A 23,564-nucleotide genomic window follows, 5' to 3' on the forward strand; every position below is an offset into this window, starting at 1 on the left:
GTGACGCACATGAAAACAACCCCTTTGGGCGAAGTCAAAAGGCTTCAAGAAAAGGGAAATAAAAAAAACAATAAATCAAAAGACAATGAGCAAGTACGATTTCATCAAGCAAGGCAACCTCCTTTTTTGGCACACTGCCGATAATGATATAGAATGTCGAATTATCTCAACTCCCGAAAAAGTGGATAGTGACAGCATCATCTTAATCTCAACAAGCTCTTCCGAGACAGAGGTTTTGGCATCGGAGTTATTACCTATTGGCTCATCAAGAAGCCACAAAGAGGAGTTTATGCGCTGGAAGAAAGAGCGTGAAGCCGAGGGCATGGAGTTTTTCAGCCGGTTGTCCGAAGTCATGGAAACAGACAGTGATTTGGCTGTAGGCGATATGGTGGCGTTTACAAACGACTACGGGGTGGTATTTGGCCCCAAAGAAGTATTAGCTTTCAGAAAACCTTGGAATGGCTATAGATGCGTATATATCGACAGTGATGCTTATTGGTTTCCAGACCGTCCCGAACAACTCACCATACTCAGCAAAGGAGGTACAGAATGACAACAAACGACATACTCAAACGACTTTGCGGCAATATTGCCGCAGGTCGTTTCAACTGGCGAAAATACTGCACGCCGCAATCTTACTTCGGTTGGGAGATTTGCGTTACCCCTCTGCATTGCTCTTACGGACAGATAGGCTACACCGTTCATTTCCCTTATACCAATATACCGGAAGTGGAATACGATTGGGAAATGGGCAAACTGACCATTGACGGCGAGAAATGGAAAAGTTATTTGCGGAACGAATAATAATAAATATCAATATGGCACAGAATTTTTATACCAAATGGCAGGACGCTATACTTGCAGATGCAGGAGACTATGTTTCAAAAGAGTACCGCAGTTTCCAGACAGCATTGGTGCGTGAGATTTCCAAATATGCCGCAGCCGTTGGTGCAAAGGTGGCTTCCAATTCAAAAGGGCATTATGACACCTCCTGCTTCATTGAGCGCAACGGCAAGTTCGTTTACATCAGCCACTCTTCCGGTCTGTCACGAATGGGCAGCGGCGTAAGAATTGAACTCGATTCGTTTCTGATACGGACAGCTCAAAATGGAAAGGACTACCGAGGGGGATGTAACCAGTATTGCGACATAGCAAATTTACAGTCTATGATAGACGGTTTGTTGGGGAAATAAACTGCAAAAAAGATGCGGAGCCAACCAGTTCCGCATCTTTTTCTTTCCATCCTTACCGGCGCATACCGCTGCCGTATTCTGCCTCTTGTAGTTCTGCCCGATACTCTTCCAGCTCGTTCAGCTTCTCGTTCACGGCTTGCAGATTGGCATCCAGCCCGACATTGTGGTCGTAAGGGAAACGATGCTGCGCGACCAGCCCGGCATTGGTGGGTTGCCCGACATCAAGCGTATCGGATTCCTTGTTATATTCGACATATAGCACTTCACCGTTCGGCATCTCGAAGGCCGGAATCTTTTGATACGCCAAAGCGGAGAACTGTTCCGCCGCCATCTCCCTGGCAACCCCTTTTATTGTATCTCCGGCGATATCGACACCGTAACGCCGGATATGGTCTCGGATTTCCTGCTCCGTGAATTTCAACATCACCTCGTAGGTTCCCCCGACACTCCCGTTGTACACGACAGCGAAATTCTCATCCTCGGCAATAAGGCTGTCACCCTTGTTGTTCGTGGCCGATAAATAAGTATGCTGTTCGTTGATGCCATTGCCGTCGTAATACTCCTTGGCAAGCGTCAGCAATCCCTCGTAATCGCCTTTCTCCCGAAGTTCGTCAAGCTGCCTCGTGTCATCCGAAAATTGGAGATACGCAACAGAAGAATAAAATGTATTCTCCTTTGCTGCCGCTCCGTTTTCCTGCTTCTCGCCGACATTTTGTTCCAGTTCTTGCGCTATCTTATCCACCTTCTGGGTAATCATCGAGGTTGCCCTTTTCACGTCCAGAAGCGTTGTCTTGATGAACTGTGGCGATTCCTTCAGCTCATCAAGCCAACCTTTAAGATACGCGCAACTGTCCTCCTTGATATGCTTGGTCATGCCGTAACGCTGTGCGACCAGTGCGCTGCCTAACTCTGCCACCAGTTCCTCACGGGCATATTCAGGAGAACCGAAAGTAGTCGGCTTGAACCTGTCAAGTACGTTTTCCGCTCCGGTGGAGTGCGTCATCTCGTGGAACAGTGTCCCGTAGAACGATTCTCCCGATTTGAACTGCTCCTTTTCGGGTACGATGATTTCGTTCTTCGTGATGGAATAGTAGGCGTCATTCTGATATTTCGGCGTAATCGGACAAATCCACAGGTTATCCCTTATCATCGTATCGACTGGGGCAAAACTGAAATGCTCGCCCTCCTCGATTGCCGGACGCGAATTTTCTCGCTCCAGTTTTTGCCACAGCTCCGGTCTCGCTTCCTGCAAGTTAGTTTGCGCGACATTGAAGACCCGGAACACCTGCATCTTCGGATAGACATTGTATTGTTCCTTTTCGTCATCGGAGAGTTTCTTGTAATCGTCATACTTGATTTTCTCCTTAGTCTCCTTATGGATACAAGTGAACGTGGTGAGCATGACCGGAAAGGATTTTTCACCACGAAGCACGGAGACACGCGGCAGTTCCTCTCCATCCTTTCCGGGCTTATTGAGCTTCTGAACACAATCGAACGTGCAGAAACGGGGAATCTTGTACCCTTCTTTCTCGCAGTGCAAAAGCAGCATAAAAGCATTCATCCCGTTGTACTCGCGCCCGTGAAGGTTGCGGGGCCACTGTAGCGTACCCTCCGTAAACCAAGGCTTTTTCCAGTCCTTTTGAATGCCCTCGATTTTCTCGATCATCATTTCGGCGAACAGGTCAAGAGCCTTGTCCTCGCTGTTCGGTCCGTCGGCATTCTTCTTTCTGTAACCGGCCATAACCCTTATTGATTATAGTTAGACGAATCCGCCACATATTGCGTCAGTTCCTCCATCTTGCAGGAAAGGTTGATTTTCCCGTTGTGTGCCGACAGGTTCATTTCACCTTTGGCATCCACCTTTACACCCGGCTGCAACCACGCTTCGCGCTCCTTACCGAAACAGAAGAAGCGCACCCACTGGTACTCGAAGCCGTCATCGACCTTCTCTGCGCTAAACGCCGAGAACACCGTATAAGGCTGGTCTTTCTTATCCCTTTTTTCCTCGATGTTCTGGCCGACCTTACCACGAAACACCAGCTCGCCCTTGACGCAATCCGCATCATCCGTAGCGGCATTGCAGATTTCATCGGCGAACAGGTTGAAATATAGCTTGTCGCCCCGGCGTTTGAGATACATCGTACCCCTCACTTCTACACGGGAGCCGTTCCGATAACCGGCGGCTTCCTCCTGACAGCCCTCCTTGCGGACATCCACCTCGATAGTGTGCCCGCCACCCGTCGCCGGAATCTGTACCCGGAGCGGAAACACCAGAAATTCTTTCTCTTCTTTATTCTTGCGAACCGACGCATCGCGGCCGATAACGCCGCATACCGTAACATTACATTTAATCATCTGTTTTTTGTCTTTAATGATACATGGATCATCCGGACAAGTGATACATGGGTTGATTGATGTTGAACTGTTGTAGAGTGCGGTCAGTCGGGTGCGCGTATCATCGCCCAGACCATCCATCCGGCGATGGCTAATTGCACGCCCACGACAACGAGCGTCCCGATCCATCCCAACAGCAGGTAGCAGAACCGGAGGTGCAACGCAAGGAGGGAAACTCCCGCCAGACACTTGCATAGCTGTATCATCACGCATTTTATCATATCGCCATGCCTTTATCTTCGCAGGTTTTCCGTTTGTCCCTGTTGCCGGGTCATCCCCTGCTCAAAATTCTGTGAGGCCGCTTCCGACAGGATAACCGTATTCAGCATACCGGTTACACGCATCTGTTTGGCCTCTTCCGTGAGTGTACCGTTGTTCAACGTGGCAGACAACCGGTTCAGCTCGGAAGCGGTCAGCTCCCGCGAGACATGCAGTTCCCCGTTGTCCGCTTTCAGAATGGCCTTGCCGTTCTCGCCGATAGTCAGGTCGCAGTTCTTCATATTCGGCAACAACGGCTTCAGGTCGATGGTACGAAGATCCATCGCGGCGGATATCGCCGTCTTCTGTTCCTCTTCCTCCCGGTTATCAATCTGTGTGGCTAAAAGCATCAGGGAGGCGAAAGCGGTCATCGCCATCTCCACAATCGGGTCGTTGCATCCCGATATTCCCACACCGCTATCCTCCGACGAAAGGAGTTTTTTCATCCATCCGTCTGGCGAAAGGTTCTTTTCAGGCACGGTATCTTCCGCCGCCTTGTATTTGACGAGCAGGTCATTTCCGTTGTGCAGCATTTGCAATTTGATATGTCCTTTCTGTGCGATTTCAGCCAGATACGCCGCAGGGTCTATATCCCGTTTCGTCCCGTCGGCATAGATATTCTTCACACCGAAATGCAGATGTTCCCCGGTCGTCCGTGTCCCCGTATTGCCCGATGTGCCAAGCCGTCCGCCTGCCTGTACCGTATCGCCGACCTTGACGGAAATCTCCTTGAGGTGCATATAGGTACATTGTACCTTGCTGCCGTCCGTCCGAGCATATTCCACCGTCAGCGACTTGCCGCCGGGTGTATTCTTGTTCTGGTTTACCGCCACGACCTTGCCGCCGCTCTCCGTAGCCAGTACCGCGTCGGCTTTGCAACGGATATCCACGCCCTTGTGCATCTGTTGCTTTGTGCTGTCCAACGGGTCTTGCCGTGTTCCGAACGGAGAGGTAATGAACAGAAATTCCTCCCGTTCCACCGGGAACGAATACCCCGTTCCATGTTCCGCACTCTCGGAAGTCTGGAGCGGATTGTGTTCCACCCCGAACTGCCGGCCTTGTGCCGTCATCTCCTGCATCACCTGTCTGTCATACTTCTGCAAGCCGTTCTGCTCAATGATTTTCTGCAGGTTCTCGGCATACTTGCCGCCTGTGGCGTAACCGGCTTTCTCAATGCTTTGTGCCCAGCCCTTGTAATCGTCCGGGGAGAGTTTGAAGCAACCGGCATAGCGGCTGTTCTCCTTCAAAAAGCGGGAATGATGCTCGTATGAATCACCCACGCTGTCATAGCTGCAGAACTTTTCATTCGGCTTATCATCGGTGTAGATTCCGTATTTGCCGCCTTCGGCAATCCACGAGGAAGTTGCCTTGATGCCGAAATGGTTGTTCTCGTTCCTTGCCAGACGGCTCTGTCCGTTGCTGCTTTCCAGTATGCCTTGCGCCAATGTGACGGAAGCCGGGATGCCATACCTTCGCATCTGTGCCATCGCATAATCTGCGTATTGCAGTGCATATTCCTGATTCTTGGTCATAATCGTCACTCCTTATCTATGAATACCCCTATGTGTTTCCTGCTCGTCCTGCCGTTTATCCTGTAGCTCTATCTCACTGATGGCGACACGCTCACCAGCACGGACAAGTTTGGGCAGATAGCTGTCCAGTTGCGTCCTTGGGAACTCTGCGAAAGCCGAAAATCCACGTTCCGGATATTTCTTCATCGTAATCCCCAATATATCAGCTCCCTTTGCCGCATCCTCATTATAAAGCCGATAGACTTCTCCTGCACGAATCAGATACAGGGCGTCGGGATGCTTTTCCTTGAGGTTGTCCCAAAACTGCCGTTTCGGAGACATATTTTCATCATTCGTCTCTTCCGACCGATTTTCCGCCACCACCTCATTCTGTTGCCGTACCTGCTCTTCCGCTTTCTGTTCCCCGACGGATTGTCCCTTTTGCAGCACATCGGCAAACAGCGTAGCCGCCAAATGCCGCTTGTAGCCGTCACGGTCTTCCGCCACCCACATCCGTTGCCACTGCTGTGGAGTGACGCTGCGGGGCTGCAGCTTTTGTCCGTCGATGGTTGCCACACACTGGATTCCATCCTGCCTGGTCTTGAAGATGGCAACACGCTGAATACGGTTCAGGTCAATCTCCGGCGTATCGCTGCCGAACAAATCCACTTTCAGGTCGGGTTTGACCTCCGCCAGTGCATAATACTTGTGCGCCAGCTCCATCCGTACCTTGTCGATGTTGTCCATCGCCTGCTTGAGCGTGGAGAAAAAACGGTTCACATCCTCCTTGTCGGGATAGACGCTGTACCCCTCCTTGTTTTCCGGCTTGATATAGAGTGCCCAACGGTTCTTGTCATCCTGAATCATCTGCACGGCATCGAACCCGACCTCATTCGCCCGTCTGACAGCTTCCGACACGTCCAGCGTGGAGAGCTTTTCCAACGTGTAGTTCCTTAACCGGGCCAGTGTCACCATTTTTTCATTGAAATAGCTGTCATCGGGTCTGTAACCCAATGCACCGTCAGTATTATAGAAACGCACCTGCTCGATACCCTCTTTCTGCAATGCCCGTTCGATACGCCCCTTGTTCATGCCGGGAATCTCGTTGTTCGCCTCGGTCGAAGCTCCTGCCGGCAAAATGACATCCGCCGATTTCGCCTCCCGGTCGATGACGAGGACGATGCTTTTCGCCGCCTTGTCCGGGTGCTGGCGGATTTCATTCGCCACAAAGTAATGCTTGGGCATCTGTTCCTGCATGGTCGTGGTCTGCCGTCTGTTTCGCAGGGTGGCGTACTCAATTTTCTCGCCCCGTTCCGCTTTTCGGATAACATCAAGCGCATTGTTCACGTCGCTTTCGAGAGCGTCCATTATACACGGGTTTTCCTTGAACTCCCGACACCAGTAATCCACCGTCTTCAGGCTTGCATCGGACAAACGCGCGGGCAGTCCCAGTTCCAACATCTTGATACCCGAAGCCAGTTCCACAACCAACCTTTCATATTTTACCGCATCCTCTGACGGAGCCACACCATTCTTCATGACCATGCCTTCACGGGCAAGTCGTTGTTGATGTCCTGTGGCACTCACGATCTGCCGCAAGGCTTCCTGCACATAATCGTGGTAATGCTCAAAATCCTTTTGGCGCGGCATATAGACCGCATCTTTGTCCGTCTCGTAATGAGGAACTCCGCTACCGTCCGAGCGCACGGGAACGAGGTTGTCCCGCATCTTCAATAGAAAGTCGTTGAACCGAGTGCGCAACCTGCGGTTGTCCGCCTCGGCATATCCTCTTTCCTGAACACTGCCGTCCTGCTTTACCGCATCCTCGTAAGCCGGCTTGTCCACGTAGGGCAACGTCGTCTGGTCGATATTGAAAAGCGTGCGGATTTCTCGGTTGTGGACACCCTTGAACTGTGCCTTCTGCTCTTCGTCCAATTGGAGATAGGCGGTACGGTCGATGGTTTCATTCGGATTGTTCCGGTTGACATACTTGTTCCAGTTATAGAACAGGAACGGTACGCCCTGCTCATGCTCCCGTACCGCAGCCCCCCGTGCCTTGGTTTCACTGTAAAGCGTGAACAGGTTGGTCTTGCATCCGTTATTGTCCGAATGCAAGGCCATAAAGAGGGCATTGAACGGGCTGGCCGAGACCCCTTGCGGATAGAGCCGGGGAAATCCCTTGCCCGATACGTTGAGCCAATGGCCGCCGGCGTTCGATGCCCCGCCCAGTGCGGCAGACAGCAGTTCCGTCTGCTTTTCTTCGGCTTTTTTTTCGATTTGCGACTTTTCTTTCATATCATCATGCTTTTATTGTTCATGGATTTATTGGATGCCCCGTGTGCGCACAATCGTCTCCCGCTGTCCGTCGTCGTAATTCTGCGAGGCAATATGGCGCAACTGGTCGCTCTTGGCAAGCACGGCGTTCGCCAGCGTGTTCAGCGGCAATGCCCCTGCACGGTAAGCCTCCGCGACGGTCGGCGTGAGCTGGATGGTACAAGGCACACGGTCTATCGTGGCGATGAGCGTGCTGCCTTGCAGTACAGGGTTTACGATACGGGAATTGAGCGGTTCGTCGGGATAACGGCGGTACTGGTTTTCCGTATGCACGTCGGCGGACGGCATGGGACGCCCCAACGCCTCGTGTCCAGCCTTGTTCAGCAAGTTCGCGCCGCCCAGACCGACAAGGAGCATCTTCAGCAGCGGGTTACGCACGAACAGACCGGCCACAATACTCGCTATCGGCAACAGGTTGTCCCCAAAGCGCAACGATTGCGTCTTGCCGGTAAAAGCTCCCAGCAGGATGTCGGGCAGCATGGCCATGACATATCCGAGGTTGCCCGTGATATCGCCCAATCCCTCTAATCCCAATGTACCGAGCAATCCGCTCCATCCGTTCGTGTTGGTCTGCACAGCCTCTCTCTCTTGCTTTTCTTCCTCATGTGGAATAACCACCTGCCGTTCCTCTTTCTCCACTTTTTCCCTCTGTTCCATTTCCGGCTGTGTTGATTCCTTTGTGGATTTTACAGCCGTTGCATTCTTATATTTCTCCAAATGCTTCAAATAGGCTTCTTCCTGTCCGGGAGCGACGATGAGCGGCACATCCTTGTACCGTTCGGCACGTTCATTTTTCTTTTCAGGGTGTCCGGGCTTTTCGGACATTTGGAAAGGGGTAAACTTTGGTGTCTGCATCCACTCCAAAAAATTAAAGTTCATCACAGGTATTTTTTTCTTCAACTGCTCGTTGGCCGCCACAATAAGCGCACTATCACCCGTCTGTACTGTTGCAGCCTCCTTACGGAAGTCCGTAAACACGTTCCGTTCGCTACCGAACACACCTTTGCTGATACATTGCTCCACAGAGAGCTTGGGCGACTTTTCAGGCTCGAAGCGTGAGGCGACTGCCGAGATAGCCACGTCCGCCCCGACAAACTTTGCCAATGTCGCCCACGAACCTGCGCCACCCATCATGACGGCATCCGCCGTTGCGCCCAATACCCGACCCGCACCTTTTTCCCATCCTTTCGGACGGTAGGCCGCTTCGCCCCGTGCCTCGATTTCCTCAGCAAGCGGCGAGCGGTTCAAGGTCTGCGAAAGTCCGAGCAAGCTTGATTCTGCGGCTTTGCGGATGATGTAGTCGGCTGACGATTTCGGCATTCGCTCCTTGACCAGCCGGTCGATCATCAGTTCCTCTACCCGGTAGTCCATATAGGCGTAGGCAAGGTCACCGCCCAATTGTTCCGACAGTTCGTTGTACCGTTCACGCCCGATTTCCCGCACGACGGTATCGCGCCATTGCCCGGCCATGTATGCGAGGTCTTGCTGTATCTCCTTGGAGCCGGTAATCTCCGCCTTGCACATTCCGATGTAGTCCTCCGTCGTCTTCGAGTTCCATTCGCCCGTAACCTTGAGTACCTGGTACGGGTCGCCCATCGGCTGTGCCGCAGACGCCATTGCGCTGAGTATGCCGCCCAATGAGGTGGAATACTCCCTCATTTCCTCGCCCTGCTTCTTCGTGAGGAAAGCCTGCGTTTTCGACATGACGGGAGCGAGATGGCAATGGAAATAATCGCTCACAAGACGTTCTATTTCCGCGAATTGCCGGCTATGTCTGATTCCATCCATGTTGTGTATTATATATTTATCTGTTTCAATAGCTGTTCTTTCGTCTGCTCGATGGCGTTGTGGTAAACCTCCATCTGCCGGGGAAAGAACTCTTCCAGCCATGCGTCCTTTTCGATGTTGTCCTGCATGAACCGTATCGCCTGCTCCCGTTCGATTTCGACGGATGTCTCGCCCTCTTCCCGATTGTTGAACCATGCCTTGGTCCACCAGCGCACACCCGCCCGGTCGGGATAGACCGTGACAAGCCTCGGTATGTCGAAGCTCTGTATGTCGATGTCCAGTTCCGCCAACGGGTCTATGATGCCGCCATAGGTCAGGGCTTCGTCATGGAGTTTTTTTTTATGTCGCTGCTCGCAGTGGAGAGGTACACATCATGCCGCAGGGCGAGGTAATGCAGGAAATCCGCAATAAGGAGGTTCTGCACCTTGCAGGCCAGCGGCATGGCCTTGTGTCCCAGTCCGAGCGGATTGGCCATGCTCGGCATATTCTCGTAGAAATACTCCTTCATCGCGCCCACCGTGAAGATGTGGCGTAGCGACTGCTCCGTATTCCGGGGCAAGGTGTATGCTCCATGCCGCAAATCCTCCATATAGTGCGGCAGGAAGTGCAGCATCAGTTCCTCTATCTCCCTTTTGTCCCGTTCATAATCGGTTTTCAGTTCCATCTCCAAGCCGGATAAATAGTCTGTCTCGTGTCCGCCGGCCTGACGCATTGCCTGTATGTTCCCGTACAGCATCGTCAGGAACTCCAGCGGGTTCAGTTCCTCGCCCTTGAAGCGGACGGTCATGTGCAGTTTGTCACCGCTCAAAGCTACCGTCTGTCCGGCCTTTACACGCTGTCCGAATTGAGCGAAGACATTGGACAGATTTCCGTATGTCACCTCATACTCCCCGTAGCGGATGGTCTGGCAGATGCCGTGTCCGGAATCGTTGCCCACGCCCGACACAATGCCGCTGGCGAGGGCAGAAAGCATATAGCACCGCACGTTGAAGTCAATGCCGTGATGAAAGAATTTCTCGCCCGTCGCCGGGTCGGTCTGTTCGCCGTAGCCGAGCGACAGCTCCACGTCTTTGCCCTGCTGTTCCTCGAAAGGCATACAATAACCGCTATCGGATTGCAGGATCATTTCTTCTGTATATTTCATGCTGTTTACCTATTGATTCATATCCCTATCTTCTCATCCCTCCGCCATGCGTCTGTTCCTCTGCCGGAAGTTCGGGCGTCCGGGTGCGCTGCACGTTTTCTGTCTCCGGCGTTCGGAAGACACCCGCATTGTTGCCGATGAGCATCATGCCGAGGAATGCGCCGGCAATCTTGCCCAGCCAGCCGAAGCGTCCGAATATGAGGAACGCCGCCGCAACCAGCCCGGCAATACTCAGCCCCGACACGTTGCCGCTGCCGAGGTTACGGAAAAAGTTGCCGAACATATCAAGGCCTCCGCCACCGGAGGCTTGGCGCAAAAAGTTCGACACACCGTTCAGCTTGTTGTCGATGCCGGTTACCGCACCGCTGACCGAACTGACGGCTTCCCCGGCCTTGCCCGTCAGTTCACGCACTCCGTCCGCCGTCTCCGCGAGGGTATTCGTTGCCGGTTCGCCGATGACCGCATCGCTCACGATACGCACCACGCTTTTGTCGGTGGTCAGCTTCTCCCAGCCCACATAACCGACCGCACCGCCGATGGTCGCCGTCTTGACGGCCTGACCCGCGCCACGCAAGGTCTGCGAAGGGTGCAGCACTGCCTTACCCATACTTTTGCCGGTAGTCGCTGTAGCCGTACCGACACCTTTCATGGCCTTGCCGCCATATTTCAATAGTGTACTCCAAACGCCCATACGTTGTCTGTTTTTAAGGTCTTACATTTCTTCCTATCTGCCGCCAGCGTCTTTTGGCGGCTTCCACGATATCCCGTTTGTCGGCTGCCGGGCGTGCCCCCTCGTCGATTTCACGCCAGATGTCGCCCATCGTCGTGTATTTCACCGCCTTGGTCAGCCGTTGCAGTTTCTTGTTCATCATCTTGAGCTTCGGACGGATGCCAAATACGATTTCCATGCGCTCCTTCTCCGTCATTTTGTTGTCTGACAGGCACGCCATGCGGATGTCATTCACAATCTCCACGCTGTTCATAATCAGTTCCCGGTAAATGCGGTTCCGTTGCGTGGAGAGAGCAACGGCCAGCGCGTTGGGACTATTGCGGCTTACCTGTCTGGTAAAGTCTCCCATATTGTCCGTCAGCCTTGATATTTCGTGGTAAAAACCGTATATCTGCGCTGCGTAGCAGATTATCGACCGGAAAGAGTCCAAATAGTTGTTGAACTCCCGTTGCAGGTCGGTCGTGGCTTTCACTTCCTCTTTCGTCCACAGGTGTCCGGTGGTCTGTATCAGCATGACCTTCTCCTGGTTCTTCAGCTCCTTTTCCGCCTTGTCGGTATAGAGCAGGATCATCCCGGCAAGCACGGGGTCGTTCTGTGCCCGAACCTTGCCGATACCGATGCACAGCAATAAGATGCCTATCCAAATCGTCCGTTTCATCATTCACCTGATTTTATCGTGCAAGGACGGCAGCCCTGCGCCAACGGGACATGGCCATCCGTGCCGCCTCTCCGTTGTTGCGGTCGAGCATCCCGGCCGTCACGTTGTTCCACACGTCATTGAGGGTATAGTACCGTATGCTCAGGTAGAGCAGGTGCAGCTTCCGGCTGAAAACCGAAAGTTTGTCGTTCAACGCCCACAAGGTCTTGCTGCGTTCCGCACCCGTGAGCATATTCTCTTTGCCGCCCTTGGCCACTGCGTCATTCAGGAGCGTGAAGACCGATACCAGTTCCGTTGCCGTCTCGATATACAGATTGTTCATGCTCATGGAGGCGATGATGCCCTGCGGGTTGTTTCGGATGGCGTTGCCCAATTTCCCTAACGTGAGAAAGATTCTCACGCCGTCGTTGTAGAGATGGGTGCAGGCTTTCAGCGATGAAGCGTAGCCGCTTACCGTCTTGAGATAACTGTTGTACTGCTTCTCCCATTTGTGGATGCGGTTAAACTCGGCGGCGATGCTGTTCTGCAGCATAGCTGTCTTCGTCTGACCATTTATCTGTTTCTCTATTTGGTCATTGATAACCTCGTTGCCCTCGGCCAACGCCATCCATTCCAACGGATTGGACGCCGTGATTTGGGCTTTTGCCCAGTGTGGCATCAGGCAGAGGGCAAAAATGACCAGACTAATGATTCGTGATTTCATATATTCCCTTTTTTCGTTTGTTATACTCGACCCGTTCCCGGATAAGCGTTACCACATCGAAGTTGTGTCTGATGCCTACCAAATCAAGCCGGGGTGTATTCCTGTCCATCGAGAAGATGCGTACCGTCTTTAGGCCGCAAAGCTGCTGCATGAGGCTTTGGTGTTCCACAAAGTCCACGATACGATATTGTTCCATGTAGTCCGTCTTCCGGGACAGCACCCCATGCCTGCTGATAAGCTGCTCGCTACCGATGTGGTAGCGTGTCCGGCGCAGATAGATGAAACGGTACAGCAATGCCAAAGAAAGCAATGCGGCAACCGATACGGCAAGAGCTGTCAGAGGCAGTCCCTCCATGCCACCGTACACCCATGCTGCACAGCACAATACGATTGCGGGCAGCTCGTCGATGACGAACTGTCCGGCGTGCGGTTGCAGCACGATGCTTTGGAAATGTCCTGTGGGTGCATCGGTCATCATCGGCGAAAGTGTGTTTGTTGTTCCTCTTCCGGTGACTGTTCTCTCGCCTGTGTCTCATCGACCGTCTCTTCCTGTTTCTGCCCGGCCAAAAGCTGTTCGTTCCAGTCCTTGTTGGGATAGGTAGGCTGTTCACGGACAAAAGAGGCGTCATTCGCCTTGTCCAGACCGAGGAACTCCCGCAATCCTTCACGGAACTCCTTGTAATTTCCGTTCATGATATCCGTCTGTTCCCGTATGTCGTCCGGATGGCACAGGCCGCTCGAACGCATCGACATGGCTTCTTCCCATGCGGATTCATATTTCCCGTAGCTCGACCGCAAAGCGTCGGGCAGCAGGTCTATGTCTCCTTCATCGAGGTTCTTGCCGTCAGCGACGGAATCCAGATAAGGCTTCCGCTCCGGTGTCTCCTCGATGGTGGAACGGACAGCCCGGTACATCTCCTGTTGCAGGTTCTTGGCAAACTCGATTCCCGCAAGGTCGGTATCGAAACAGATGTGTTGCTTGGCAGGAAGCGAGAGCGTGAGGACACCCCGCATCTGTTCCACCGTCGGGTTACCGCCGGTAGATATGAAGACCGCTTTCCGCAAATCCTTGTCGTTGGCCTGATGAAGCTGGTAATAGGCCATCGCGTCGTATGCACTCTCGAACCAGTAGATATGCTTGGCTTCGGTAAGCGTAGTTTTGGCTGGGCTGGCAATCCATAGCCCTTGGCTCGAATTGCTCCCTTCCGCCTTCCCTTTATAACTGCCGCTGCCATCCATGCGAGGGCGCCCTCGCTCTTCCAGACCGACAACCTGTCCCGTATCTTTCGGAACGGTCAGCGGAAAGGCGAGGTTGGTGTATTTCATGCCGTCCTCACGGTGTTTCGTCGCCAGACAAAAGTTCCGGTGGAAGGCGTATTGCGTGTAAAGGTCGATGCCCCGATGCTTGAAGAACGGATAGAACTTCTTTTGTGTCGCCCGATCCTGCGGATTGAACTGGTGAATGTCGTAATCCGCCATGTCAAACGGCTTCACATCCCGTTTAGGCTGGATAATCCGGGTATCCCGGTCAGCGACGGGATGGTTCAGCAACCGGTTGCAGACAAGGTTTACCAGTCGGTCGGGAGACACACCGGCATGGTATTCCGCGAAAAAATGCGGATGCTCCTTGATAAAGGAAATGATGTTATACGACTTCTGCTGTTGCGGTTTGAAACAACATTTCCCTTGCTGCGTGACAATGAATTTGTCGTTGCGGATGCGCCGCCCCTCGCTGTCCAACCGGACATACGAGGGATAGCGCAGGCCGTCACGCCGGTTCAGGTGATAGCCCGCGTCGATAAGCACGTCCTGAATGTTCAGCCTGCGCAGAAAATCGTCATAAGTCAGTTCGCCCTCTCTCATGGTTTACCTCCCCATTCTCATATCATTGATTTCACGGTTCATCTCTGCCTCGAAACAACGGATGGCCACATCCCTCGGCGTATCGACACCCGGCTTGAAGTACGGGCGTGGCGGACCGCCGAAACACTCGCCGTAGAACTCCGGGGCATGGCAGTGATGGTGGATGCCGTGTGCGACACCCGCCGCGACTACCGTACCTGCGGTGAGGGCGGCAAAGATTTTCGTGCCGAGACCCCGCTGTGCTTCCGGGCGTGTTTTCATGTCCACTTCGCTGAAAATCTTGGAAAAGAGCTTCATCCGGTGATAGTCATCCACAGCAAGGAACTTGTCGTAGTCCCGTTGGGTTATCTCATGGCTGATAGCCTGACCGTCGATAACGGCGGTCATCCTGTATTTCCCCTCGGTCTGTGCCGGTTGAACGGCTATCTGGCTCACTTCGACTTCCCGCCCGTGTTTCTCTTCCCGATACCATCCCTTGTTTTCATTCAAAAACTGGAGGTCACGCCCGTCCACTACCGCACCGATATTTCCCTGTACGGATTCCTCTTGCTGTTGCAGCGAGGTTTTCACTGGCATAAAAGCCTCTTGCTCCTGCCGTTGGCGTTGTTTCAAATCCTGCTGTACTTCGGGATGCAGACCGATAGCGATGCGTTGATCGCTGTTGAGAGCCTCCATCGTCACTTTGTCGGAAAAGTCAGCCCCGATAATGCCGTTCAGCAGTTCCAGACGTTTCTCTACGGGCTGCTCCTCGATGGGTGCGGCAACCAGTGTCCTCACTTCCTCTTCCGTCAGGTCATAGACCATATCGGCTTGGACGCTTTCCGACTGCACGGTCAGCGTCTGCTTTTCCGCATCCACGACAAGACCGTGCGAGGCAAGGCACTCCGCCCATTTCTCGTTGGAGAAATAGACCGGAGAGGCTATAAGCTCCTTGTACGGCCGTGCCGGTTCCTTGCTGCGTGGACGGCTGACCATCGGCGTGATAGCCGCCTGCAAGTCCTGCAGCACATCCCGTTGCTGTACGGGCTGCTCCTGTTGATGCCCCTTGTAATAGAAGCCGTAACCGCCTGATTGCAGTTCGCCGGGCTTCATGCGCCCGTCGGGGCGTTCGGGTACGATGGACGGCCCCGGAAAGAACAGTTGGCCGCCGACCCTGCGAAGGTGGAAGCCCAACTGGTTGCGAGGTGTCCAGCCAAGGAACGGCGGGGGCATTCCCATACGCCCCATGCGCCCGTACTCGCCGATGACGATGCGGTAGCCGTGCAGCCCCATAGCCACACGACCGTTGGCATTGCGGGCATGGACGAAGTTCTTGGGCATATAGAAGTCCTTGCCCACGATGCTCGTCAGCACGTTGTAGGCCTTCTTGTTGGCAGTGTTCGTTCCCCAGTCCGTGAGTGCCAACATCTGACGTTCGGTGATCGGATAGACCAGCAGGGGCGAGTCATGTCCCTGCACGATCAGCCGATACCCTGCATCGTCAAGTGCAACATGGGCTTGAAGCCCGTTGCGCATCAGCATATCGCGCATTTCGGGCTGCAAGTCCATCTGCCGGGGATTGGTATTCGTTCGTATCGCCATAGTCTGATTGTTTTCGTTATGCGTCTCCGCTTTCCATTGCTGCCTCCAACTGTTCGTCCTTGAAGCGGACGAACTCGGCGGCGGATTCGTTGCCGACTGCAAGCCCTTTTTCCTCGCAGTAACGGGCGTATTCCTCCTGCCAGTCGGCGGAGAAATGATTGACGTAATCGAGCCAGCCGTATTCGCCGCTCTGCATCTTCCCGACAAGTACGTCTTCGGGATAATATTCGTTCTGTGCCATAATGTACGGATTGATGTTTTACTTATGGAGAGCTGTCGCACGATTGCGCTCGCCGCTCTTCTTCTGTTCGTTCCACAGCTCTTCGGTGTAGTCTTCCTCCGAAACGTAGTCAAGGTTACCGTCATCGTCCATGACCCAGCAGCCGTAGCACCCGAAGGTGTATTTGTCCCACTCTCGCTTGGGTTGGTTGCGCCATTGCTGCGCGTCGCCCGAACAGATGCGGATGCCGGTCTTGGCATGAAGGTCGATGCCCACTGTGGCAGGCTCGCCGCCCACGACTACCGTCAGCGGCTCGCCGTGCTGCATCCCGTTTACCTCCACCGTACCGAGGCGCATGACCTCGGCCAGCACTTTCAGGTTGCGTGCGATGATGGGCGTGGGGACATACATCACCTGTTTCGTCTCGGCGTCAATCTGTACGAAAGCCTTGCTGCTCCGTCCGTCCGACATTTCCACATCGGCGACAATCGCCTTGCCGTCGAGCAACTGTTTCTGCTGTGCTTCGTCATACCGCTCCAGTGGAGAGGATTTCAGTGCCGGATAGAACACCACATCCACCTGACCGTCGTCCATGCGGATAAAGGCAAAGCGGCTGCGGCTCTCGATTTGCCCGCCATGCTCGTCAGTGACACGCACGGGAAGCACGGGAGAATGCCGGCCGTTGCAGATGTCTTCCAACACACGCATCGGCAAGTCCTCGATCATTTCCCTTGTAAGACCGAATCGTTCCAGTGTCGAAAAGGGTAATTCATCAAATTCAATCTGAACTTTTTTCATACTATATTCATATTATAAAATTGTACTATACAAAGATAGAGACATCTTATTATGACGGACAAAAATACAGCTATATAAATGGTTGTAATATGCTGTTTTTATCTTCATTAGTACAATTATCTAATCAAAATCGTACTAATAGACGCAAAATATCAAACCAATACAAGAAATGACGGTAGTTTGTTTCCGACATGAAAATTCCCGTTATAACTTTGCCGAATGAGAAAAATTCTACTGATAGCAATATCGGGTATTTCATTCTGCACGATGCCCGTTCAGGCGCAGTTCAACACGATTGCCAAGACACCAGAAAGATACAAGGTAGAAGCCTTGCAGGAGGGTATGAAAAAGCCGGAGCCGACACCCGAAAGCATGGCTCCTGCACAGGAGACTTCGACAAAACCTGCCGATGAAAGTAAGAAGTTGTGGATTGACCGTTATCTCAGTGTGTCTTATCCATTGCAGCGCATCAGAATTACATCGCCATACGGCTACCGGAAAGACCCGTTTACCGGGAAGAGGAAGTTTCACGGGGGTATCGACCTGCACGCACGGGGCGAGCAGGTATTGGCCATGATGGAGGGGGTGGTCGTCAAAGTGGGACAAGACAAGACGTCCGGCAAGTATGTGACACTGCGGCACGGAAATTACACCGTCAGCTATTGCCACCTTTCACGGGTGCTGGCCGCCAAGGGTACGGTAGTCCGTCCCCGCGATGCCGTCGGTATTACCGGCTCGACCGGACGAAGTACAGGCGAGCACTTGCACGTCACCTGCAAGCTAAATGGCAAGAATATCAATCCCTCGGTTCTCTTCGATTACATCAAATCCATGCAGCAGGAGTGTGTGTCGGCATTAGCTGGACTGTTATAGGGCTGTTAAGCCAACACCTCATCCAGGTGACTGTAATTCAGAAGTTTGATTTCTCCAGCAGTATTTTCGAGTGTACCCGCATAGGCCACCGCCTTACCCAGTATGGTTTCTTTGACCCAGCCGTCCATTTGTTTCAACGCCTTCTCGAAGTCCGCATGGTAGGTCATCGCCGACTTGATTTCAATACCGTATAGCCCCGAATGTTTTTTCAACAGCAAATCGACCTCGTTCTGGTTCGAATCCCTGTAAAAATAGAGGTTGCTTTCCTTGCCTTGGTTATACCGCCGCTTCAAGGCTTCCGTTACGATGAAGTTCTCGAACAACGCCCCACGCATCTTGTCCCGTGCAAGCTGTTCCGGCGATTCGATGCCGAGCAGGTGACAGGCAAGCCCTGTATCCGTAAAATAGAGCTTGGGAGTTTTAGTCAGCCGTTTGCGTGTGTTCTCGAAATAGGGAGGTAGCAGGAAAACAATATAAGATGCCTGTAAGACGGACAGCCATGCCGTAACGGTATGTGAACTGACACCGATTTCGTTGGCCAGTTCAGAGGCTTTGAACAGCGATCCGATACGTCCGGCGCAAAGCCTGATGAATGTGTGGAACTGCATCATGTCCTTGATTTGTAGCAGGTCGCGCACGTCCTTGTCCAGATAGGTTTTCATGTACGCCGGATAAAGAAATTTGGGTATGTTACGGCCCGAATAAATGGCAGGGTAAAACCCGTTAAACAGCAGGTTGTCAAGAGGCGTATCGGTGATCTGCTCCCGTATTTCGGAGTATGACAGGGGGAGCAACTCGAAAACGGCGGTACGTCCTGCCAAAGACTGTGTAACCTTTTTCAGCATGGCAAACTGCGAACTGCCCGAAAGGATAAACCGCCGGTCGGCATCATTGTCCACCATACCCTGAATATACGACAGCAGGTTCGGAGCGTTGTGTACCTCGTCAAGAATCATGCCCTCCGTGTGCTGGTTCAGAAAAGCGACCGGGTCGTTTTCGGCGAAACTCCGGACATCAAGATTTTCCAACGAGTAATACGGTAGGTATGAGAACAAGTTGCGGAGCAGCGTCGTCTTTCCGGACTGGCGCGGTCCTGTTACCGTAATGACTGAAAAATAGCGGTAAGCCTCTTCTATCACGGCGGATAGCTCCCTGTGGATATATTTTGCCTCCATACTGTTTATGCAATTTTGAAATACAACTGCAAAATTACATAAAATACGATACACCGCAAATTTTTCAGGGTATTTTCTCACATCCCAAGCCGTTTTTTCTATCATATACGACTCTTCTTTTTTACAAAATCCTTGCTTTTACCGGCAGGTCATTCTTTACTCTTTTCGTCGGCGAATGTAGGACGAAGCGCATAATCGCCAAGCCGCATTGCATTCGGATGACGAAAACAGACTGTTACACGGTCGGTTTTCTATCCGGGTTTGGCTTATGATGCCACAGCTTCATCCTCTGGCTGCCTCAAAAAGCTGAAAACAAACCTGCACGGCAAACGAAAGCAGGGAAAAAGAAAAATCAGCATGATAGTTCAACCAATTAAAAGTAAACAAGTATGGTAGAAGAAATTAGACAAGACGACAAAGTGATATTATCGAGCGAAGACGGTTTTTCCGTCCCTATGATTTTCAACAACCTTTGTGGAAAGAATTTCATTGGCAAAGAATACAAGGACTATATCAGGCATATAGCCTTTGAGGAAATGGGACTTAAGCCGGGCATCGTGTCCCATTATCGGGACGGTGTTCTATATAAGAACGGCACAATCCCGGAACTTTGAACAGGTAAACCAAAATAGGAACAGCAAAAATCAAAATTTATACAAATATGGAAACAACAACTATTCATCCGGCAGAAGCCTATCTCCGAAACGAGCAGAATTCCACCTCTTTATATGTAAGGATTGCAGGACAACGTAGGCGATTATTCATCAACCGCAATGAAAACGTCATCGGCATTATTGCGCCAAGAAAACGAAAAAGCGGGTACATCTTCACGGATTGGGCAAGCATTGAGAAGATATACTATCCGTCATCCTCTCCCGAAGATGCAGCGGACATAGGAAAGAAACAGGTCTTGAAATACCAGAAACTTGCCCGACTTGCCACGCATACGAATGATTGGCTTCGCAAAATCGCTAATGCCGATTTGGATAAATCCCTCTACGAGAACCGCATCACGACCGGCACACGCATCGACGGCAAGTGTATCGGACTTGCCACCATCGAGAAGTATTGCAGCAGTTGGGATATGGCTCGTTTCAGAACGGCACTGAAGCAAGGCGAAAAGTTTTCCACCGGACGCTTCGACTTTTGTGGCTATGACGGTACGTTATGGTGTGAGCCACGCGAAAATGGAGATATGGCGGCTGGATTCAGCAAAGAATACAGGAATTGTGGCAACGGCTACTATTATCTGCTTATCAACGATGAATACATGATAGGCTATGACATAGACTGAGTTATATGCAAGACCGTATCGGGCAAAGTCTCGGTACGGTTTGTTGTTCCGATCGACCAACGGCCTTTTATAAAATTCCTTTCTCCCTCATATAGCCTTACATCCTGCGGCCAGTTTGCTTCAAGCAGCCTCACGCATTTTGTGTAACACGTTACATAAAGTGCGTGAAGCCCCTTTTTGCAAAAGGACGGACACGGACAGACTTGGCATTACAGGGGGCGGGATAAATCCTGCCCTCTGTAGTCCCAAGACAGTCCATCGGAAAGTCCGTCCCGGCTGGCCGCCTCACTCTTTTATTCATAAATCTTTCCTTTTCTAACGGATTCCCATTAAACCCAAGTCCGCTGCCGTGCGACCTACGGAACAGAATTTTCCGCAAAGGTAACCGGCGGCTCCAATCCTGCCAATGCCGGCATACTGCCGCAAATGACACGTAAAAATCTTCCTCTCCGCTGTCGAGCGTATTTTTCCGGATCAGCCTTGTCCGATTGTTCCCCGCCACCTTCTGAAAGCAGAAAAATCTTCCCGGCGGTCGCAAACAGACCGAACAAAGGGAAATAGTAATCTTGATTCATGAGTATTACAAAAACAATAATAAGTATGGAAATATTAAAAATAGTAATTCCCAAGTGGAATATAGCGGAAATTACTGGCTATGACCCGATGACAACCTTTTGGCAGGACTTCTCTATGGCAGACAAGTTCGGGAATGAAGCCATAGCTGACACATACAGAAAGGTTAAGGCAGAATGGAAAGATAACTACAAGCATTGGACAGAGCTGTGCCTTGTACTTAATCACAAAATTTGGCAATGGCACGAGCGGGACAACCAGAAAGCCACGCTCTATGACCGCCGAATGGCCAGACGAGCTGCAGGAGTATTACTTTCAAATAACGGATTAAAGCAATCGGTAGGACGGTGTGAAGTCTCCCCACTATAAACTCAAAACTATGACCGCTCAAGAAAAGATACAAAAAGTAACGGAAATATCCCAAAGCAAAGGCTGGAGTATAAGTGTGGATGACAAAAATAAATCAAATATTCAGTTCGACTTCCAACGCTATACCAACTATGGGCAGGATTTTAATTTCAGTGCCGAAATGAAATGTGAGGACATTGATACCCTCATTGCTGACATGGAACAATATTTCGAGGGTTTTGACCCGGATTACGAAGCCTATCTATGGATTGGAAATGATGGGCACGGTAAAAATGGCGCACCTTACCACATCAAGGACATTGTATCGGATATGGAGGAAGCGGAAAAACAAATACACGACTTGTTGGAAGCACTTGAGACAGAATTTATCTAATGCGCATGATGATGATTTATAAGACTAATTCCAAAATGAGCTTATTTTGCTGTTATACAACAAATACTAAATGTAGTATATACTAAGGTTAGTAAAGTAGGATATTAGGAAATATCCCATCAGAAATGATAGAATGCACTACATTTAGTCAATCAGTATTTTAGTATAGTAGTAGATGCTATAATACTAAAATATACAAAAGTAGTAAAATAGTATACACTAATAATAGTAAATACTAAAAATAGTATTATCTTTGTATCAGATATAAAGACACGAAATTATGACAAAAATAATCGCAGTTTTGAACCACAAGGGCGGTGTCGGAAAGACAACTACCACCATCAATCTTGCTGCCGCATTGCAGCAGAAGAAAAAGCGTGTACTGCTCATCGACATGGACGGTCAGGCAAACCTCACGGAATCCTGCGGTCTCTCCATCGAAGAGGAACGGACGGTGTACGGAGCGATGAAAGGCGAATATACCTTACCGGTATTCGAGTTGGAAAACGGTCTTTCCGTTGTACCGTCCTGCCTCGATTTGTCGGCGACAGAATCCGAGCTTATCAACGAGCCGGGGCGGGAATTAATACTAAAAGGGCTGATTGCAAAATTGCTTGAAACCCGTAAATTCGACTATATCCTGATTGACTGTCCGCCCTCGCTGGGTTTGCTGACACTGAACGCCCTCACATCGGCGGATTTCCTGATTATCCCGGTACAGGCGCAGTTCCTCGCCATGCGCGGAATGGCAAAGATTACAAATGTGGTCGGGATTGTCAAGGAACGTTTGAACCCAAACCTAAATATCGGCGGCATTGTCATCACCCAGTTTGACAAGCGCAAGACGCTCAACAAAAGTGTGGCGGAACTAATCAGCGAATCGTTCTGCGACAAGGTATTCAAGACCGTCATCCGGGACAATGTATCATTGGCCGAAGCTCCGATAAAAGGCATGAATATCTTTGAGTATAACAAGAACAGCAACGGGGCAAAGGACTACATGGAGTTAGCAAAAGAAGTGTTGAAATTAAAATAAAAACGATATGGGCAAAAGTGATTCATTGAAAAACGGCATGAGAAGCGGACTGGACGGCTTGCTGTCATCCACCGGGAAGTCCACGCAAAAGAAAGAACCTGCACCGGTCAAAACGGAAAAAGAGCCTGCTGTACATTGCAACTTTGTCATAAACAAAAGTATTCATACCCGGATGAAGTACCTCGCCATCGAAAAGAATATGTCTCTACGGGACATCGTGAACGAGGCGATGAAAGAGTATTTGGAAAAGCACGAGAAATAACCGGTACGGCGGTTGTAGTCCCCATCCGATATACCTTTTATAGCATACCGCTATCTTATGGGCACGTCCACAAGGTAGCGTTTTTCCTGTTTATACCCTCCTGGGTGTTCTCCTGTTCTATTACCTCTTATAACCGCATGGTTGTATTACTTTTTTATTTATTCCACTTGCCGCTTGTCCGGCCTCGTTCCTGCCATCGCCGGTTGGTTTTCCAGACGCAAATTTGGACTGCCGCGCTTGATTTCACCGCTTTGAAGTGCATTTCTCGTAAAATTCTTCCTTCCTGCGAAAGAGTAATTTTCCGGAAAAAGCGTTGAAAATAGCTTGTTCGTCAGTCCCTTGAAGCATCTGTAAATCCCAAGCGGTTCAGGCAGAGAAAAGAACCGAAAAAAGGGAAAATAAAAAAATCAAATATCAACCAATTAAATTTTATG

General features: G+C 51.2%; 27 protein-coding genes. 10 read left to right on the plus strand and 17 right to left on the minus strand.

Going from position 1 to position 23,564, the window contains the following annotated elements:
- The first annotated feature begins 85 nt into the window (after positions 1–85).
- From KTR07_RS04235 to KTR07_RS04245, 3 genes are read left to right on the plus strand one after another with little or no spacing between them, the layout of a single operon-like run.
- The gene (locus tag KTR07_RS04235) at positions 86–553 is read left to right on the plus strand and encodes a hypothetical protein (protein WP_004320562.1); all 468 of its coding nucleotides are present in this window, start codon (positions 86–88) and stop codon (positions 551–553) included.
- On the plus strand, positions 550–804 hold the full coding sequence (locus tag KTR07_RS04240) for a hypothetical protein (RefSeq protein WP_004320560.1): 255 nt from the start codon (positions 550–552) through the stop codon (positions 802–804). Before KTR07_RS04235 ends, KTR07_RS04240 begins: the two co-directional genes overlap by 4 nt.
- A gap of 14 nt (positions 805–818) precedes the next feature.
- Entirely contained in the window at positions 819–1,193 is a 375-nt protein-coding gene (locus tag KTR07_RS04245; RefSeq protein WP_004320558.1) for a hypothetical protein, read from the plus strand.
- Between the two features lie 52 nt (positions 1,194–1,245).
- Here KTR07_RS04245 and KTR07_RS04250 read toward each other — a convergent pair whose 3' ends face one another.
- The 15 genes from KTR07_RS04250 to KTR07_RS04320 all read right to left on the minus strand — a co-directional run bounded on the left by KTR07_RS04250 (position 1,246) and on the right by KTR07_RS04320 (position 17,175).
- On the minus strand, positions 1,246–2,934 hold the full coding sequence (locus tag KTR07_RS04250) for a zincin-like metallopeptidase domain-containing protein (RefSeq protein ID WP_005680013.1): 1,689 nt from the start codon (positions 2,932–2,934) through the stop codon (positions 1,246–1,248).
- A 5-nt stretch (positions 2,935–2,939) separates the two neighbouring features.
- On the minus strand, positions 2,940–3,548 hold the full coding sequence (locus tag KTR07_RS04255; protein ID WP_004320554.1) for a hypothetical protein: 609 nt from the start codon (positions 3,546–3,548) through the stop codon (positions 2,940–2,942).
- Positions 3,549–3,820: 272 nt separating this feature from the next.
- Complete coding sequence (locus KTR07_RS04260) at positions 3,821–5,377, minus strand: glucosaminidase domain-containing protein (protein WP_004320549.1); 1,557 nt, start codon at positions 5,375–5,377, stop codon at positions 3,821–3,823.
- Between the two features lie 12 nt (positions 5,378–5,389).
- Entirely contained in the window at positions 5,390–7,651 is a 2,262-nt protein-coding gene (locus KTR07_RS04265; protein WP_004320548.1) for a zincin-like metallopeptidase domain-containing protein, read from the minus strand.
- 27 nt (positions 7,652–7,678) lie between these two features.
- On the minus strand, positions 7,679–9,478 hold the full coding sequence (locus tag KTR07_RS04270) for a hypothetical protein (RefSeq protein ID WP_004320545.1): 1,800 nt from the start codon (positions 9,476–9,478) through the stop codon (positions 7,679–7,681).
- A gap of 8 nt (positions 9,479–9,486) precedes the next feature.
- Complete coding sequence (locus KTR07_RS04275) at positions 9,487–9,768, minus strand: hypothetical protein (protein ID WP_004301295.1); 282 nt, start codon at positions 9,766–9,768, stop codon at positions 9,487–9,489.
- A 23-nt stretch (positions 9,769–9,791) separates the two neighbouring features.
- Positions 9,792–10,622: a M23 family metallopeptidase gene (locus tag KTR07_RS04280; protein ID WP_004320543.1), complete on the minus strand. Its 831-nt coding sequence runs from the start codon at positions 10,620–10,622 to the stop codon at positions 9,792–9,794.
- A 25-nt stretch (positions 10,623–10,647) separates the two neighbouring features.
- Complete coding sequence (locus KTR07_RS04285; RefSeq protein WP_004320541.1) at positions 10,648–11,313, minus strand: hypothetical protein; 666 nt, start codon at positions 11,311–11,313, stop codon at positions 10,648–10,650.
- A gap of 13 nt (positions 11,314–11,326) precedes the next feature.
- Positions 11,327–12,010, minus strand: coding sequence for a hypothetical protein (locus tag KTR07_RS04290; protein WP_004320540.1), 684 nt, complete (start codon positions 12,008–12,010; stop codon positions 11,327–11,329).
- A 13-nt stretch (positions 12,011–12,023) separates the two neighbouring features.
- Positions 12,024–12,713: a hypothetical protein gene (locus KTR07_RS04295; RefSeq protein ID WP_004320537.1), complete on the minus strand. Its 690-nt coding sequence runs from the start codon at positions 12,711–12,713 to the stop codon at positions 12,024–12,026.
- Positions 12,694–13,191 (minus strand): PH domain-containing protein, encoded by a 498-nt coding sequence (locus tag KTR07_RS04300; protein WP_004320535.1) that lies wholly within the window; start codon positions 13,189–13,191, stop codon positions 12,694–12,696. Before KTR07_RS04300 ends, KTR07_RS04295 begins: the two co-directional genes overlap by 20 nt.
- Positions 13,188–14,576 (minus strand): toprim domain-containing protein, encoded by a 1,389-nt coding sequence (locus KTR07_RS04305; protein ID WP_004320533.1) that lies wholly within the window; start codon positions 14,574–14,576, stop codon positions 13,188–13,190. The genes KTR07_RS04300 and KTR07_RS04305 overlap by 4 nt, the downstream gene beginning before the upstream one ends.
- 3 nt (positions 14,577–14,579) lie before the next feature.
- Positions 14,580–16,157 (minus strand): hypothetical protein, encoded by a 1,578-nt coding sequence (locus KTR07_RS04310; RefSeq protein WP_004320531.1) that lies wholly within the window; start codon positions 16,155–16,157, stop codon positions 14,580–14,582.
- A 16-nt stretch (positions 16,158–16,173) separates the two neighbouring features.
- Positions 16,174–16,398, minus strand: coding sequence for a hypothetical protein (locus KTR07_RS04315; RefSeq protein ID WP_004320530.1), 225 nt, complete (start codon positions 16,396–16,398; stop codon positions 16,174–16,176).
- A gap of 18 nt (positions 16,399–16,416) precedes the next feature.
- Positions 16,417–17,175, minus strand: coding sequence for a DUF4099 domain-containing protein (locus KTR07_RS04320; RefSeq protein WP_004320528.1), 759 nt, complete (start codon positions 17,173–17,175; stop codon positions 16,417–16,419).
- 219 nt (positions 17,176–17,394) lie between these two features.
- Between KTR07_RS04320 and KTR07_RS04325 the strand changes: the two genes are divergently transcribed.
- Positions 17,395–18,048 carry a M23 family metallopeptidase gene (locus KTR07_RS04325; protein ID WP_004320525.1) on the plus strand — a complete coding sequence of 218 codons (654 nt, stop codon included), beginning with the start codon at positions 17,395–17,397 and terminating at the stop codon, positions 18,046–18,048.
- Positions 18,049–18,053: 5 nt separating this feature from the next.
- On the opposite strand, the gene KTR07_RS04330 is transcribed toward KTR07_RS04325, so the two are convergent.
- On the minus strand, positions 18,054–19,328 hold the full coding sequence (locus tag KTR07_RS04330) for an ATP-binding protein (protein ID WP_004320523.1): 1,275 nt from the start codon (positions 19,326–19,328) through the stop codon (positions 18,054–18,056).
- Between the two features lie 284 nt (positions 19,329–19,612).
- On the opposite strand from KTR07_RS04330, the gene KTR07_RS04335 reads away from it, so the two are divergent.
- Both KTR07_RS04335 and KTR07_RS04340 read left to right on the plus strand, forming a co-directional pair.
- On the plus strand, positions 19,613–19,837 hold the full coding sequence (locus KTR07_RS04335) for a hypothetical protein (protein WP_004320520.1): 225 nt from the start codon (positions 19,613–19,615) through the stop codon (positions 19,835–19,837).
- A gap of 47 nt (positions 19,838–19,884) precedes the next feature.
- Entirely contained in the window at positions 19,885–20,517 is a 633-nt protein-coding gene (locus tag KTR07_RS04340) for a hypothetical protein (RefSeq protein WP_004320516.1), read from the plus strand.
- A 356-nt stretch (positions 20,518–20,873) separates the two neighbouring features.
- Here KTR07_RS04340 and KTR07_RS04345 read toward each other — a convergent pair whose 3' ends face one another.
- Positions 20,874–21,092, minus strand: a complete 219-nt coding sequence (locus tag KTR07_RS04345; protein ID WP_004320514.1) for a hypothetical protein — start codon at positions 21,090–21,092, stop codon at positions 20,874–20,876.
- Between the two features lie 25 nt (positions 21,093–21,117).
- On the opposite strand from KTR07_RS04345, the gene KTR07_RS04350 reads away from it, so the two are divergent.
- The 4 genes from KTR07_RS04350 (at position 21,118) to KTR07_RS04365 (ending at position 23,130) form a co-directional block, all read left to right on the plus strand.
- Positions 21,118–21,459 carry a hypothetical protein gene (locus KTR07_RS04350; protein WP_004320512.1) on the plus strand — a complete coding sequence of 114 codons (342 nt, stop codon included), beginning with the start codon at positions 21,118–21,120 and terminating at the stop codon, positions 21,457–21,459.
- A 10-nt stretch (positions 21,460–21,469) separates the two neighbouring features.
- Positions 21,470–21,832, plus strand: a complete 363-nt coding sequence (locus KTR07_RS04355) for a hypothetical protein (protein WP_004320510.1) — start codon at positions 21,470–21,472, stop codon at positions 21,830–21,832.
- A 280-nt stretch (positions 21,833–22,112) separates the two neighbouring features.
- Positions 22,113–22,868 carry a ParA family protein gene (locus KTR07_RS04360; protein ID WP_004320508.1) on the plus strand — a complete coding sequence of 252 codons (756 nt, stop codon included), beginning with the start codon at positions 22,113–22,115 and terminating at the stop codon, positions 22,866–22,868.
- 7 nt (positions 22,869–22,875) lie between these two features.
- Entirely contained in the window at positions 22,876–23,130 is a 255-nt protein-coding gene (locus KTR07_RS04365) for a hypothetical protein (protein WP_004320506.1), read from the plus strand.
- Positions 23,131–23,564: the final 434 nt, after the last annotated feature.

Source organism: Bacteroides sp. MSK.20.82, assembly GCF_019052485.1.
GTDB classification, from domain to species: Bacteria; Bacteroidota; Bacteroidia; order Bacteroidales; family Bacteroidaceae; genus Bacteroides; species Bacteroides thetaiotaomicron.